This is a genomic window from Thalassovita aquimarina (assembly GCF_018219815.1).
GTDB classification, from domain to species: domain Bacteria; phylum Pseudomonadota; class Alphaproteobacteria; order Rhodobacterales; family Rhodobacteraceae; genus Thalassobius; species Thalassobius aquimarinus.
On the sequence record NZ_JADMKU010000006.1, the window covers coordinates 67,773 to 82,507 of the forward strand.

A 14,735-nucleotide genomic window follows, 5' to 3' on the forward strand; every position below is an offset into this window, starting at 1 on the left:
GCCAAGAGGGGCAGAGCCCCTTCTTCCGCCTCAGGCGGCCATCAGCACCCGGGCTTCATTCGCTTTCAGGCACAGCCGGGCGGTGTCGCCGAAGCCGTTGGGATCACTGCGCAGTTCCGGGAACAGCGCAAACAACTCTTCGCGCGAAGGCTGCGACAGTGCGCTCAGCCCCATCTGGCCGGGGTGGAAGCTTTCCGAAGCGACGCCTTCGGCGAAGACGATTTCATGCTGGTCGAACATGAGGTGATAGTAGTCCACCTTCAGCTGGTCGATCTGCTGGATCGAGCTGCCGTCGATCATGTGTTTGGCCGGGATGAGGACCTCGGGAGCGTTGAAATAGAGTGTTGCCGAACATGATTTGTGCAGCATCCGGTGCTGTGGCGAAACCAGCAGCGCCCGGTCGTTTCCCAGCGTTCCGGGAGCGATGCGGATCGGGGCGAAACTGTCGGTGCCGGTGACGCTGCGCGATCCGGTCCAGCGCAGCGGCTGCATGCCGTGATCGCGGGTCAGGATCAGGTCACCGGGGCGCAGGTCTTCGACCGGGCGGGCGCCCTGCGCGGTTTGGATCAGGGTGCCGCCGGTGAAGCAGATGATCACGTCCTCGATATTGGAAAACTCCACCAGCGTTCCGTCCGACAGCGTGGCGGAGCCGGCCAGCGCGTCGGGATCGGTGCTGGTATAGGAGATGTCATCCCAATCGATCAGGCCGCCGAAATCGAGCGTGTCGCCAACCGGTTCGTCGCCTTCACCGCCATCGATTCTGATCGTGCCGCCGCCAAGCGCGGTTTCGTCGATCACGAACAGGTCGTCGCCCGCGCCGCCGGTGGCGCTGTCGCCCGAACCGGCATGGATCACGTCGTCACCCGCGCCACCGTCGATCAGGTCGGCACCGGCGCCGCCCAGGATGGTGTCGGCCCCGTCTTCGCCGTAAAGCCTGTCATTGCCGCCCGCGCCATCGATCAGGTCGTTGCCGGCCCCGCCATAAAAGGCGTTTGTCCAGTCCGGCCCTTCGGCGTCATAGCCGGTGAGCGTGTCGTCCCAGTCGGACCCGATGATCCCGTCGAGCCCGCCAGCCAGCGTGTCGCCCGCCGCATGGCCGCCCGCAGCGGTGTTCGCCCCGAGATCGATGGCAACCCCCGCGTCGGAGCCGGAGTAATCGATGAAATCCATCCCGGCGCCGCCCGACAGGCTGTCGCCGCCCGCGCCGCCCTGCAGCGTGTCGTTTCCGGTGCCGCCGCTCAGCGTGTCGTTGCCGTCGCCGCCGCCGAGGCTGTCGTCGCCGCCCTGGCCGTAGATCGCATCATTGCCGGTGCCGCCAGACAAGACGTCATTGCCATCCGCGATCGCCGGGATGGTGTCGAAATGCATGTCGCTCATCCAGATCGCCTGGGTGCCGCTCTGGCCATTGCCATAGATGATCTCGACTCTGCCGACCGGCCCGGCGATTTCGATCAGCGCCGAACCGCCCTGATCGCTGGCGCTTTCCGCCACCGTTTCGGCGTTGATCGTGTTGCCACTCACCGTGTCGCCGCCCCCCAGCGTGATCGTCACGGCGACCGGATTGCCGTCGGCATCATAGGCGTTGATGCTGACGATGTCGGTATGGTTGCCCGAACCCCAGTCGATATCGTAGAGCCGGAAGGAAACGTTCTGAACCGTGTCCTCGACGCTGCTGCCGGGATTGCCGGTGAAGCTCAGCGTCGTGGTCGAGGTCGCGCCATCGCCTTTGCCGTAAAGCCGCAGCCCGGAATTGGGGTCGAAGTCTTCGCCGGTGCCGACATATTGCCCGGTGGTGTCGATTTCGTAGGTCGGATTGTTGTTGCCATCATCGCCGAAGCCGACGCTTACCGTTATGTCGCCGGTATCCTGAGTGAAGCCGGCGCCGAGGTCGGTGCCGTCGCTGCCCTGCGCCGTCCAGTCCAGGACCTGGGCGGTCGGGGAGGGATCGGTTTGGTCGTCACCGTAGATCACGTCGTCGCCATCGCCGCCATCGACGGTATCGGCGCCGGCGCCACCCGACACGGTGTCGTTGCCCGCGCCGGAAAGCACCGTGTCGTCGCCTGCACCCGCCACCACGGAATCGGCGGTGTCGGTGCCGTGGTCGATCTGGTCGCCATCCGCATCGGAATAGGTGTTGTCGATCGCATCCGCCCCGGTGCTGCCATCGACAACCCCGTCGGGGTCGGCGGGGGCGCCGTCGATGAAACCCTGGACGTAGTGGCCTGACGGATCGCCCGAACCGAAATCGTTGTTTTCATACCCGCGCAGCGCCCAGCGGCTGCCCGATCCCTCCAGTGGCAGCACGTTGTCGCCGCCATCGGTGAAACCCGTCTGCGCCGTGCCGCTGCCGCCATTGGTCCAGCGGATGTCGCCATAGATGAACTCGGTGGTGAAGTCGCCGTCGCCGGTCGCGGTCAGGACCAGTTGGAAGGAATTGTCGCCCGGGCCGGAATAGGGCGCGACATCGGCCCACGTGAAGGTCATCGTGCCGGCATCGGGATCGATATCCCAGTAGATTTCGCCGCCCTCGGTGATGTCGATGTCGCTCCAGAATGCGGCGATGGTGGGGGTGCCGGTCCCGGCAAGGTCGGGCGCGTAGGCGGTCTGGGCCGCGCCGAAGCTGATGGTGCCGTTCGAATTCAAGAACACCGAGTTGTAGTTGGTGCCGAAGAAATCGATCCCCTCCGTGCCGAAGAGCGCGCTTGCATCGATTTCGACCGATCCGTCATCGCTGTCGCCGACCGTCTTCGGAGCGAGGGAGAAAACGTTTTCACCGTAACCGGCCGGTCCGCCCAGCCCTGACTTCATATTTGCCATTTACCAGCTACCAATTCCAGATCGTGCGCCGGGTTGGCTGTTTCCGCAAAGGCGATGCAAAGCGGGGCAGCCGACCGACCGTTTCCGAAATCAGTACAATCGTGGCGAGACTGAAATAGGCGGGAATTGGGGAAACTATTGGACGGATACGTGGAAACTGGGCAGGGATGTGGCGCGCTGCCCGGATGTCGTCACAATCGCGGGGAGCGGCTGGCCCGGAGAGCCCGGGCAAGCCGTTTGGTTCGAAAAGGCGGTCGGGACGATCAGACCTTGCCGCCGGCGATCTGGATTTCCTGGCCGTTGACGCTGCCGGAATTGGGATCGCAGAGCCACATCGCGGCCGCCGCGACCTCTTCGGCGGCGATCAGGCGCTTGTGGCGGTTGGCCTGGACCATAACGTCACGGGCCTCGTCTTCGTTCATTCCCGAGCGCTGGCTGATCGATTCGATGTTGCGGGTGATGACGTCGGTGTCGACATAGCCCGGGCAGAGCGAATTGAAGGTATAGGGCTGGCCCATGAAATCTTCGGAAATCGAGCGGATCATGCCGATTACCCCGTGTTTTGAGGCCGAATAGGCGCCGCCGCCCGGCAGCCCGCGCACACCGGCGATCGAGGACACCGCGATCACCCGGCCCCAATCCGTGGTCAGCATCGAACGCATCGATTCGCGGATGGTGAAGAAAACGCCATCGAGATTGGTGGCCATTACCTGGCGCCAGAAGGCGGTGTCGGTCTTGTGCAGTTTCTTCCCGACGGCGATGCCTGCGTTGGCGACGCAGATCTGGATCGGGCCGCGTGCGGCAACCGCATCTTCAATCACTTTCACCACCTGCGCCTCGTCGGTCACATCCATCGCGGCGGGAAACATGTTGGCCTCGGCCACTTCCTCCAACACGTTGAGCCGCCGCCCGGTGATCGTCACCAGCGCCCCGGCCTCGGCCAGCGCCTTGGCGATGGCCAGACCGATCCCGGTGCCGCCGCCGGTGACCAATGCGTGTTTGCCCGTCAAATCCATGTCATGTTCCTCCCTGAATGTTTTCTGCAGCGTATCCGTCAGCCACGGTGCCGCAAGCCCAGCGTAGCGTCACGGCAGTGTCGGCCCTTTACAATCAAATTCGTATCTGTGAATTTCATTGTCGAAAATGCACTTGGAGGATTTCCATGAAAACGTTTGTTGTTGCCGGTGCGCTGGCTCTCGCTGCCGTTGCCGCACAGGCGAGCGAAGATATCGCGGATCAGTACCCGCAATCCGAACTCTACTCGAAGCCTGTCGAGGTGATCCCGCATGTTTTCACCGCCACCGGCGCCACCGCGCCGCCGAGCTATGAAAACAGCGGCCACAACAACAACCTCAGCTTCATCGTCACCGACGAAGGCGTCGTGGTGATCAATGGCGGGGCTTCGGTCCGGCTGGCCAAGGCGCTGCATGACGAAATCAAGGCCGTCACCGATCAACCGGTCAAGCTGGTGATCAACGAAAACGGTCAAGGGCACGCGATGCTGGGCAATGCCTATTGGGTCGACCAAGGGGTCGATATCCTGGCCCATGTCGACGCGATCGAAGCCTTCACCGAAGAGGCCGATTTCATCCTGCAGGGGATGGAAGGCTATAACAAGGACAAGGCCGAAGGCACCCGGATCGTCACCCCGAACCTGAGTTTCGAGGACGAATACAACCTGACCCTCGGCGGGGTCGATATCCATGTGATGCACTTGGGACCGGCGCATGATCCGGGCGACACTCAGGTCTGGCTGCCGCAATGGGGCATGCTGATCGCCGGTGATATCGCGTTCCACGAACGGATGCTGCCGATCTTCGAAGGCACCTGCACCAGCTGCTGGATCGAAACCTGGGAAACCAAGCTGGAACCGCTGAACCCGACCTATGTGATCCCGGGCCATGGTCACATGACCAACCTGGCGCAGGTGCGGCGCTATACTCACGATTATCTTGTCGACCTGCGGACCAAGATCGGGGAACATATCGACAATGGCGGCGACCTGGCCGAAGCCTATTACGTCGATCAGGAGCGTTGGCGCAATCTCGACACGTTCGATGAACTGGCCACCAAGAACGCGGGCCGGGTCTTCGAGGAAATGGAGTGGGAATGACAAAGCTGACAACGATTGTTGCCGCCGCGCTGATCGGGTTCACCGGTCCGGCGCTGGCGCAGGATGATGCCGTGGCCGAAGCCATCGTCGACTACATGGATTTCGCCACCTATGAATCCGGGATCATCCTGCCGCAGCAGATCGACAGGGCGGTGTTCGAGGCGGCGACGTTCGTCGACACCCGCGATGCCGACCAGTACGAGGCCGGTCATATTCCCGGCGCGACGCATATCGAATGGCGCGAAATCCCGGGCCGGATCGACGAACTGCCCGAAGACGGCATGGTGATCCTGTATTGCAATACCGGCAGCCTGTCGGCGCAGGCGACCTTCGCGGCGCGGCTGATGGGGCGCGAGAACGTGCTGGTGCTGCAAACCGGTTTCACCGGATGGCAGGAGGAGGCCGCCTGGAAACCGGAATGATGTTCCGGGGGTAGCCACGAGATAGGGAAATGATTGGCCACGATACCGGATGGTTTCGTGATAGGATTCCCGCGGCGCGGCGAAGACTGCGAAAAAGGAGGCGAAGCAGCTATGTTGAAATGGCTTGATATCCCGCCGGTATGGTTGCTTGGCGCCGTCGTCCTGGCCTGGTTTCAGTCGGCTTACTATCCGATGGGGCTGAGCTTCGGCGGGGCGGTCGCGGATTTCCTCGGCGGCATCCTTGTCGGCGGCGGGTTGGTGCTGATGGCGCTGGCCGTTGTCGAGATGCGCAAGCACCGCACCACCATCATCCCGCACAAGGAAGCCAGCGCAATGGTGCAAAGCGGTATCTACAGCCGGTCGCGAAATCCGATCTATCTGGGCGACCTGCTGGTCCTTGCCGGACTGATTCTGCGCTTCGATGCTGTGTTGGCGCTGCCACTGATTCCGATATTTCTTTGGGTGATCGAAAAACGTTTCGTCATACCCGAAGAAAATAGTTTAAGGTTAAAATATCGTGCGGATTTTGCCAGATACTGTGAAAGGACGCGCCGTTGGATTTGACAGTAGCGCACTTAACGTGCATCTGGGGTGCGTTATTCTGCGCAATATTATTGCGCCAATCGAAGCTATATAGCTCCGTTATGTCGGAGCGGGTTCAACAATGTTCTGAAGGGGGACGTGTAAGTTGAAAATCGGAACGCCAAAAGAAGTGTTCGAAGGGGAAAATCGCGTTGCGATGACTCCCGACTCGGCTCTGCAGCTGCAGAAGCTGGGTTACGAATGCGCAATCGAGAGCGGGGCAGGTTCCAATGCCGGTTTCTCGGACGAGGCTTATGAAGCAGCGGGCGTAGAGGTCATTAAGACCGCCGCCCAACTGTGGAAAAGCGCGGACATTATCGCAAAGGTCCGCCAGCCCAACGAAACCGAGCTGAAGCGCCTGACCAAGGACAAGACACTGATCAGCTTCTTCAATCCCGCCGGGAATGAAGAGGGGATGGAGTTGGCTAAGTCGAAGAAAGCCAATGTCATCGCCATGGAAATGGTGCCGCGGATCAGCCGCGCGCAGAAGATGGACGCGCTGAGCTCGATGGCCAATATCGCCGGCTATCGCGCGGTGATCGAGGCCGGCAACAACTTCGGCCGCTTCTTCACCGGCCAGATCACGGCGGCGGGCAAGGTGCCCCCGGCCAAGGTTCTGGTGGTGGGCGCGGGTGTGGCCGGTCTGGCTGCCATCGGGACCTCCACCTCGCTCGGCGCGATCACCTATGCGTTCGACGTGCGGCCCGAAGTGGCCGAGCAGGTTGAATCGATGGGCGCCGAATTTGTCTATCTGGACTTCGAGGAAGAACAGCAGGACGGTGCTGCCACCGGCGGGTATGCCTCTGTTTCCAGCCCCGAATTCCGCGAAGCGCAGCTGGCCAAGTTCCGCGAACTGGCGCCCGAGATGGATATCGTGATCACCACCGCGCTGATCCCGAACCGCGAAGCGCCGGAACTGTGGACCGAAGACATGGTGAAATCCATGAAACCCGGCTCCGTGATCGTCGACCTCGCGGCGGAAAAAGGCGGCAACTGCAAGCTGACCGTCGCGGATGAAAAGATCGTCACCGACAACGGCGTGACCATCATCGGCTACACCGACTTCCCCTCGCGGATGGCGGCACAGTCTTCGACGCTTTACGCCACCAACATTCGTCACATGATGGCTGACCTGACCCCTGAAAAGGACGGTAAGATCAATCACAACATGGAAGACGACGTGATCCGCGGCGCCACCGTGACCTTCGAGGGCGACATCACCTTCCCGCCGCCGCCGCCGAAAGTTCAGGCCATCGCGGCCCAGAAGAAGGAAGCGCCGAAGGAACTGACCGCCGAAGAAAAGCGCGCCCAGGAAGTTGCCGCGTTCAAGGCACAGACCAAATTCCAGGTCACCCTTCTGACCGTCGGCGCGGTTCTGATGCTGATTGTCGGTGCCTTCGCACCTGCCAGCTTCATGTCGCACTTCATCGTGTTCGCGCTGGCCTGCTTCGTGGGATTCCAGGTGATCTGGGGCGTTTCGCATTCGCTGCACACGCCGCTGATGGCCGTGACCAACGCAATTTCGGGCATCGTGATCCTCGGTGCGCTGTTGCAGGTCGGATCCGGTAACTGGCTGGTGGTGGTCCTGTCGGCCATCTCGATCCTCATCGCGACGATCAACATCGTCGGTGGCTTCATGGTCACCCGCCGCATGTTGGCGATGTTCCAGAAATCTTAAGGGAAGGGAGCGGATAAATGAGCATTGGTATCGTCTCCGCCGCTTACATCGCGGCAACTGTTCTCTTCATCCTGTCGCTGGGCGGTCTGTCCGGTCAGGAAAGCGCCAAGCGCGCTGTCTGGTACGGCATTTTCGGCATGGCCCTGGCGGTCATCGCGACCGTGTTCGGTCCCGGCATGGGCAACTACCTGATCGTGCTGGTCATGGTCGCGGCCGGTGCCTTCGCCGGTCAACTGGTGGCGAAGAAGGTCGAAATGACCGAAATGCCCCAGCTGGTGGCGGCGCTGCACAGCTTCGTCGGTCTGGCCGCCGTGTTCATCGGCTTCAACGCGCAGTTCGAAATGACCCGCGTGGCCGAGATCATGGCAAGCGCCCCGACCTCGCTGAACGAAACCGGGCTGCTGTCGTGGCTGCATGACCAGGGTATCGACGGTTTCGCAGGCAAGGTGGCACACAAGACCGCGGTCGAGTTGAACATCCTGAAGGTCGAGGTTTTCCTTGGCGTGTTCATCGGTGCCGTGACCTTCACCGGGTCGGTCATCGCGTTCGGCAAGCTGGCCGGAAAGGTGGACGGCAAGGCCAAGAAGCTGCCCGGCGGTCATATGCTGAACGCTGGCGCGGCACTGGCATCGTTCGTGCTGCTGGTGATCTACTTCAGCACCGGCGCGCTGTGGCCGCTGCTGGTGATGACCCTTCTGGCCTTCTTCATCGGCTATCACCTGATCATGGGCATCGGCGGTGCCGACATGCCGGTGGTTGTGTCGATGCTGAACTCCTATTCGGGCTGGGCCGCGTCGGCGATCGGCTTCTCGCTGGGCAACGACCTGCTGATCGTGACCGGCGCGCTGGTCGGGTCTTCGGGTGCGATCCTGTCCTACATCATGTGTAAGGCGATGAACCGGTCCTTCATCAGCGTGATCCTGGGCGGCTTCGGCGGCACAACCGGTCCGGCGATGGAAGTCGAGGGCGAACAGGTCGCGATCGATTCCGACGGCGTTGCGCAGGCCCTGGACGAAGCCGACAGCGTCATCATCATTCCGGGTTACGGTATGGCGGTGGCTCAGGCTCAGCAGTCGGTGTCGGAACTGACCAAGCGCCTGCGCGCCAAGGGCAAGGAAGTGCGTTTTGCGATCCACCCCGTGGCGGGCCGTCTGCCGGGGCACATGAACGTGCTGCTGGCCGAAGCCAAGGTGCCTTATGACATCGTGCTGGAAATGGACGAGATCAACGACGACTTCCCGGAAACCGACGTGGCGATCGTGATCGGCTCGAACGACATCGTGAACCCGGCGGCACAGGAAGATCCGAACTCGCCCATCGCCGGCATGCCGGTTCTGGAATGCTGGAAGGCCAAGCAGGTCATCGTGTCCAAGCGTGGTCAGGGTACCGGCTATTCGGGCATCGAGAACCCGCTATTCTACAAGGAAAACACCCGCATGTTCTATGGCGACGCGAAGAAGTCGCTGGACGAACTGCTGACCAAGATCGACTGATCCCGGTCCAAGCGGATTGGAAAGGGCGCCCTCCGGGGCGCCCTTTTTCGTTTCGGGAAATGGCGACAATAGGGGGGCTGTTGGCCGCTCGCCCGTTCAGGTTGGAGTGGCTGTTCCGGCTTCGGCCTAATCGTCCAGCGGTTCGCCGTGGCATCCCGTCGGGGCGAGCGATGCGAGGTCGAAACCATTTGGCAGGCGGCTTGACTGGTCAAGGCAGGCAAGGCTGAGCTGCTTGTCCGTCAGCCCCCGTGCCCCGCGCAGGTCGGCGCCACGCAGATCGGCGTGGTCCAGCTCGGCGTCCTTGAGTTCCGCAGCCTCCAGGCTGGCGCCGTTCAGATTGGCAGCTTTCAGGTCTGCCCCGGACAGATCCGAGCGCGACAGGTCGGCACCGCCGAGGTCGCTTCGTTCTAATTCGGCACCGCGCAGGGAGCTTTCCTCGAAATCGATTCCGCGCAGGTCCAGTGCCTTCAGGTCCGCCCCGGCAAGTTCCAGTGCTTCGAATTCGAGATCCAGTTGCTGCAGCAGGTTCAGTTCGGCCAGGAAACCGACGACCTGCCCGGCGCGCTTGCCCTCCACCATCCGCAGGATCGTCATCGTCTGCGCCCTGAGAACGGTGCCGACCTTTTCCGCCGGGGCATCTGCCGGGGGGGCGATCGTCCATTGACTGACCCGGTCGATGAACTGCTGCACCGCGACTTCGCGGGCGCGTTCCTGTTCGCTCTGGTATTGGGTGAAGCTGATTAGCGCGGTGCCGAAACCCACCATGCTCGGCACCAGCAGCAGCGATACCCAGTCCCAAAGGGTTTTGCCCTCAACCCCCAGCCAGCGCGGCATGAACCAGCTTATCAGGATCAATCCGATCAGCAGCAGGGCGATTGCGCCAAGGAAGAATGCCAACATGTCTAAACCCCCGTTCCTGCCTCACCAAAGCACAACCTGGCAGGGCAGGGCAGCTTAAAATTAAACCGGCGCCGGGCGGGGCAGAGTGGGTATGCGAAGGTATGCGGTCAACACATTGAAAATGATTGGTTTTTTGCGCGTCCTGTGTCAGAAACATGACAATACGTGTTAAGAAGGCCGTGCAATGCTTGAAGATCATCCGCTTCGTTACGAACTGGCCAACGAGCTTCATGCCCGGCCTTTCCCGTCGCTCAACGTTCCTTGCACCGCCGTTTATCTGGCGATCAAGCGCACCGACGATGCCGTCGGGCGCGATCGGCAGGCCGATTTTGACCACCTGCTGGCGCTGCTCGACCGCTACGGCGCGCCGCATCCCAAGCCGGGCGCGACGCATTATTCGGGCCAGATCGGGCGGCACTTGTTGAAGTGGGAAAGCCACACCGAATTCGTGACCTATACGGCGTTTTCCAACACGCTGAGCGACCGGGCCTATGATCCGACCGATTTCGAGGTGTTCCCGGCCGAGTGGCTGGATACCGCACCGGGCGCGCGGGTCAGTTCGGCGCTGATCCGGGTACTAGAGCGGCCGGACGTGGATGACATGCGCGACATGATCGGCCAGTGGTTCGTGCCCGAAAGTCTTGCCGCGTCGCGGGTGCTGGACGACGCGGCGGTGATCGCCGGTGACTTCCGGATCGATCCGGCGGGGCATATGCGTTTCGCCGTCTTCGTCAATCCAGGCACCGGCAGCCGCCGGGTCGGCCGGGTGGTGCAACGGCTGTGCGAGATCGAAACCTACAAGAGCCTGTCGATGCTGGGCTTTGCCCGGGTCAAGCAGATGTCGGGCCGGATGGGCGAGCTCGACAATCAGCTGACCGGGTTGATGGATGAAATGGGCGAGGAAAGTTCCAAGGCCGATCACACGCTGGCCGGGCTGTTGTCGACCTCGGCCGAACTGGAACACATGGTGGCGCGCAACGCGTTCCGTTTCGGGGCCACCGAGGCCTACGAGGCGATTGTGCATCAGCGGATCGCGGTGATGCGCGAACAGCGCTTCGACGGGCGCCAGACCTTCAAGGAATTCATGATGCGCCGCTATGATCCGGCGATGCGCACGGTGAAATCGACGCAAGGGCGGCTGGCGTCGCTGGCCGACCGGGCGATCCGGGCCGGGGAACTGCTGCGGACCAGCGTCGACGTGGAACGCTCGGCGCAGAACCAGAAGCTGCTGGAAAGCATGAACCGCCGCGCCGACCTGCAGCTGAAGCTGCAGAAGACGGTCGAGGGGCTGTCGGTGGTGGCGATCAGTTACTACGCGGTGTCTCTGGTGGCCTATGCGGCCTATCCCCTTGCTTCGGTCATCGGCCTCAGCAAGGGGGAATTGACCGCGGCGCTCACTCTGCCGGTTGTAGCGGTGGTGTGGTGGTTGATCCGCCGGCTTCAGAAGCAGATGCACTGAGCAGCCGCCCGGTGATCCAGCCGCCCGCCGCGATCGACAGGAGCGCCAGCACGGCGGCGATGGACAAGGTCGGCACGCCCGACAACCCGGCCCCCACGGTGCAGCCGCCGGCCAGAACGCCGCCGACGCCCATCAGGACAGCGCCGGTCATGTAACGGCCGGTCTGGCGCGGGGTTTCGAAGCTCTGCCATTGGAATTCGCCACGGATCAGGGCCGACACCGCCGCCCCGGCGATCACGCCGCCCAGCAATCCCGCCCCGAACGTGGGCGCGATCGAGCTTGACGCGATACCCCAGAACAGGGTTTCGGCGGCGGGGGAGGTGAAGCTGAGGCTTTCCAGCGCGATCGGATCGAAATCGTCGTAGAGCACGTAACCGGTGACGGCCCATCCCGATGCCGCGATCAGGCCGATCAGCCCGGCCAGCACCAGATGCGTGGCGCGGGCACCCGACCGGGTGGCATAGGCCAGCAGAACGGTTGCCAGAACCACGGCCAGAATCGGACCGGCGCCGGGCAGGGCGGCGCTTTCCAATGCCACGGTGTAGCTGCCAAGCGCGGTGCGCAGCGGTGCAAGAACCCCCTTCAGCGTAGCATGTGCGGTGGTGGCAAAGACCGCCAGCACCAGAAGCGCCCTCAGGTTGCCGGATCCGGTCAGAACGCTCAGTCGCGATACGCAACCCCGGGTCAGGACCATGCCAGCCCCGAACAGCAGCCCGCCAGCGGCAATCGCCGCGACCGGCAGTTCGGTGACCATGAAGCGGTGATCGTCAAACCCGATCAGCCCGTTGATCACCATGAACTGGGTGCCGAGGATCGCCAGCGCCAGCGCCGCCAGCCAGACGCCGGCGGCCTGACGGCGGTCATCGCCGACGATGGCGCGCCGGAAACAGAAACGGGTGATCTGTGCCAGTGCGCCGAACAGCGCGCCCAGGATCAGGCCAGCGTAAGCGGCGGCCTCGGGCGCGGTCAGGTTTTCAAAACCGAGAGATTCGAACATGGTGCCCCCCATGAATTTGGAACGAAGGCACTGTTGTCGGAATGGTTTTGGGAAATCAATCTTTCAACCGGCGATAATGAGGCATCTCAGAAGGACTTTGTTCTTCTTGGAGTGAGCGCGGCGGAACAGTGTCTCCAGATGCGGTCACTGGCATGACAAAGGCCCGCAGGTTGTCCTGCGGGCCTTGTTGTTGTTCTTATTTCGGCTTGATCGTCGGTCGGATCACCGTCCCCGAATTCGCGGGTCAAGCGCATCGCGCAAACCGTCACCGAGGTAGTTCACGCTCAGCACCGTCAGCGAAATCGCCAGGCCGGGCCAGAACACCCGCTCGGGGTATTGCTGCAGGTAATCGGTGGCGTCGAACAGCAGCCGCCCCCAAGTCGGGAAATCCGGCGGGAAACCGAGCCCGAGAAAAGATAAGGCGCTTTCGGTGATGATCGCGTTGGCGATGCCCAGCGTGGCCGAGACCATGATCGGGCTCAGAACGTTGGGCAGCACATGGCGCAGGATCATCATCGTGTTGCGGGTGCCGATCGAGCGCGCCGCCAGCACGAATTCGCGTTCCTTCAGCGCCAACACGTCGCCGCGCACGATGCGCGCGGTGGGCATCCAGCTGGTCACGCCGATGGCGCAGACGATCAGGATGAAGATGCCGGTTTCCGGCCCGAAGGCAGCGTTCAGCGTATCGCGGAACAGCAGCACCATCACCAGCAGCAGCGGCAGCAGCGGCAGGGCAAGGAACAGGTCGGTCAACCGCATCAGCGGCCCGTCCAGCCGTTTGAAATACCCAGCGACGACGCCGACGAGGCTGCCCAGAAACAGCGCCAGCAGCATCGCCGTGATGCCGACCGCAACCGAGGTCTGGCCGCCCGCCATCATCCGGGCCAGTGTGTCGCGCCCCAGCTGATCGGTGCCCAGCGGGTGGCTGAAGCTGGGGCCCTGGTTGCGGGCGCGGATGTCGATATAGGTGGCGTCATAAGGCCAGACCATCGGGCCGACGAAGACCGCCAGCACGATCAGCAGAAATATGATCCCGCCCAGCAGCGCGCCGCGATGGGTCTTGAACTGCTGCCAGACCGCGCGCCACTGGCTGCGCGGCGGGGCGACGGGGATCGGATCGATCAGCGCACCGGCCGGGGTGGCGCCGCCTGCGGCCGGGGTGACTTTTTCAGGAGCCTCAGTCATAGCGGATCCTCGGGTCCAGGATGCCGTAAAGGACATCCGCGATAATGTTGAACAGCACGATCAGCAGCGCAAAGATGAAGGTCAGCGTCTGCACCATCGGCAGGTCGTTGGCTTCGATCGCGCCGATCAGCAGCTGACCCAGGCCGTTCACCTTGAACACCTGTTCGGTGATGATCGCGCCGCCGAACACCTGCGGCGCGCCGAGCGCGATCACAGTGACGACCGGGATCATCGAATTGCGTAGCACGTGCACCAGCACCACGGCCTTTTCGCCCAGCCCCTTGGCGCGGGCGGTGCGGACGTAGTCCTGGTTCAGGTTGTCCAGCATCGAGGCGCGCATGAACCGGCTGATCTGCGCCGCGTTATAGAGCGCCAGAACGAAGACCGGCATCGCCATCTGCCGGAGCTGCTGCACGAGGCTGGCCCAGTCGGTCACCTTGTGCGTGGTGTCGTAGATCGACGGGAACCAACCCAGGTTGACCGAGAATATTACGATCAGCAGAACCCCGGTGAAGAAGGTCGGCACCGAGAACCCGATCATCGAAATGAAGGTGCCGACCTGGTCGAAGATCGAATATTGCCGATAGGCGGAATAGATCCCGATCGGCAGCGCGATCAGCACCCCGACGATATAGGACATGCCCACCACCCACAGGGTTTGAGGCATACGCTGGACCACGATATCCATCACCGGGCTGCGGGTCTGCCAGCTGAGCACGCGCAGCTTGCCTTCGGCAAATCCGGTGCCGAAGAGGTTGTCAATCAGGACCTGCGGTTCGATCCAGAAGAACTGCACCAGCCATTTCACGAAACGGATATGCACGGGCTGGCCGAGTCCAAGCGCTTCGCGCATTTTTTCTTTGACTTCAGGGGGAACGGTGAGGGGAACCTGTGCCATCGGGTCGCCAGGGGCGAGTTCGAGAAGCAGGAAGATGACCAGGCTGATGAACAGCAGGGCCGGGACGGCCAGCACCAGTCGTCGGACGGTAAAGGTCAGCATATACGGAGGCCTTTGCGGCTTGGTCTCGTTGTCTGCCCGAGGTTAACACCGAAAATCGGGCCAGAAAAACCCCGGCCTTGGAAAGGCCG

The 14,735-nt window shown here is 62.5% G+C and carries 12 protein-coding genes; 6 read left to right on the top strand and 6 right to left on the bottom strand.

What is annotated here, in order from left to right; genetic code table 11:
- Positions 1-30 precede the first annotated feature (30 nt).
- Both IT775_RS08890 and IT775_RS08895 read right to left on the bottom strand, forming a co-directional pair.
- Positions 31-2,817, bottom strand: a complete 2,787-nt coding sequence (locus IT775_RS08890) for a Hint domain-containing protein (protein ID WP_212700747.1) — start codon at positions 2,815-2,817, stop codon at positions 31-33.
- Positions 2,818-3,080: 263 nt separating this feature from the next.
- Entirely contained in the window at positions 3,081-3,833 is a 753-nt protein-coding gene (locus IT775_RS08895; RefSeq protein WP_212700748.1) for an SDR family NAD(P)-dependent oxidoreductase, read from the bottom strand.
- Positions 3,834-3,979: 146 nt separating this feature from the next.
- Between IT775_RS08895 and IT775_RS08900 the strand changes: the two genes are divergently transcribed.
- From IT775_RS08900 to IT775_RS08920, 5 genes are all read left to right on the top strand, one after another.
- Complete coding sequence (locus IT775_RS08900) at positions 3,980-4,930, top strand: MBL fold metallo-hydrolase (protein WP_212700749.1); 951 nt, start codon at positions 3,980-3,982, stop codon at positions 4,928-4,930.
- Complete coding sequence (locus IT775_RS08905) at positions 4,927-5,352, top strand: rhodanese-like domain-containing protein (RefSeq protein WP_212700750.1); 426 nt, start codon at positions 4,927-4,929, stop codon at positions 5,350-5,352. The genes IT775_RS08900 and IT775_RS08905 overlap by 4 nt, the downstream gene beginning before the upstream one ends.
- 111 nt (positions 5,353-5,463) lie before the next feature.
- On the top strand, positions 5,464-5,916 hold the full coding sequence (locus IT775_RS08910; RefSeq protein WP_212700751.1) for a methyltransferase family protein: 453 nt from the start codon (positions 5,464-5,466) through the stop codon (positions 5,914-5,916).
- A gap of 124 nt (positions 5,917-6,040) precedes the next feature.
- The gene (locus tag IT775_RS08915) at positions 6,041-7,612 is read left to right on the top strand and encodes a Re/Si-specific NAD(P)(+) transhydrogenase subunit alpha (RefSeq protein ID WP_212700752.1); all 1,572 of its coding nucleotides are present in this window, start codon (positions 6,041-6,043) and stop codon (positions 7,610-7,612) included.
- A 17-nt stretch (positions 7,613-7,629) separates the two neighbouring features.
- Complete coding sequence (locus IT775_RS08920; protein WP_212700753.1) at positions 7,630-9,105, top strand: NAD(P)(+) transhydrogenase (Re/Si-specific) subunit beta; 1,476 nt, start codon at positions 7,630-7,632, stop codon at positions 9,103-9,105.
- 126 nt (positions 9,106-9,231) lie between these two features.
- Here IT775_RS08920 and IT775_RS08925 read toward each other — a convergent pair whose 3' ends face one another.
- Positions 9,232-10,005, bottom strand: a complete 774-nt coding sequence (locus tag IT775_RS08925; protein WP_212700754.1) for a pentapeptide repeat-containing protein — start codon at positions 10,003-10,005, stop codon at positions 9,232-9,234.
- Between the two features lie 184 nt (positions 10,006-10,189).
- Between IT775_RS08925 and IT775_RS08930 the strand changes: the two genes are divergently transcribed.
- On the top strand, positions 10,190-11,464 hold the full coding sequence (locus IT775_RS08930; RefSeq protein WP_212700755.1) for a DUF3422 family protein: 1,275 nt from the start codon (positions 10,190-10,192) through the stop codon (positions 11,462-11,464).
- On the opposite strand, the gene IT775_RS08935 is transcribed toward IT775_RS08930, so the two are convergent.
- The 3 genes from IT775_RS08935 to IT775_RS08945 form a co-directional block, all read right to left on the bottom strand.
- A complete protein-coding gene (locus IT775_RS08935; protein WP_212700756.1) occupies positions 11,400-12,461 on the bottom strand; it encodes a YeeE/YedE family protein in 1,062 nt (353 codons plus the stop codon). The genes IT775_RS08930 and IT775_RS08935 overlap by 65 nt on opposite strands.
- Before the next feature lie 222 nt (positions 12,462-12,683).
- Positions 12,684-13,646 carry an ABC transporter permease gene (locus IT775_RS08940; RefSeq protein ID WP_212700757.1) on the bottom strand — a complete coding sequence of 321 codons (963 nt, stop codon included), beginning with the start codon at positions 13,644-13,646 and terminating at the stop codon, positions 12,684-12,686.
- Positions 13,639-14,646 (bottom strand): ABC transporter permease, encoded by a 1,008-nt coding sequence (locus IT775_RS08945; RefSeq protein ID WP_212700758.1) that lies wholly within the window; start codon positions 14,644-14,646, stop codon positions 13,639-13,641. Before IT775_RS08945 ends, IT775_RS08940 begins: the two co-directional genes overlap by 8 nt.
- Between the last annotated feature and the right edge of the window lie 89 nt (positions 14,647-14,735).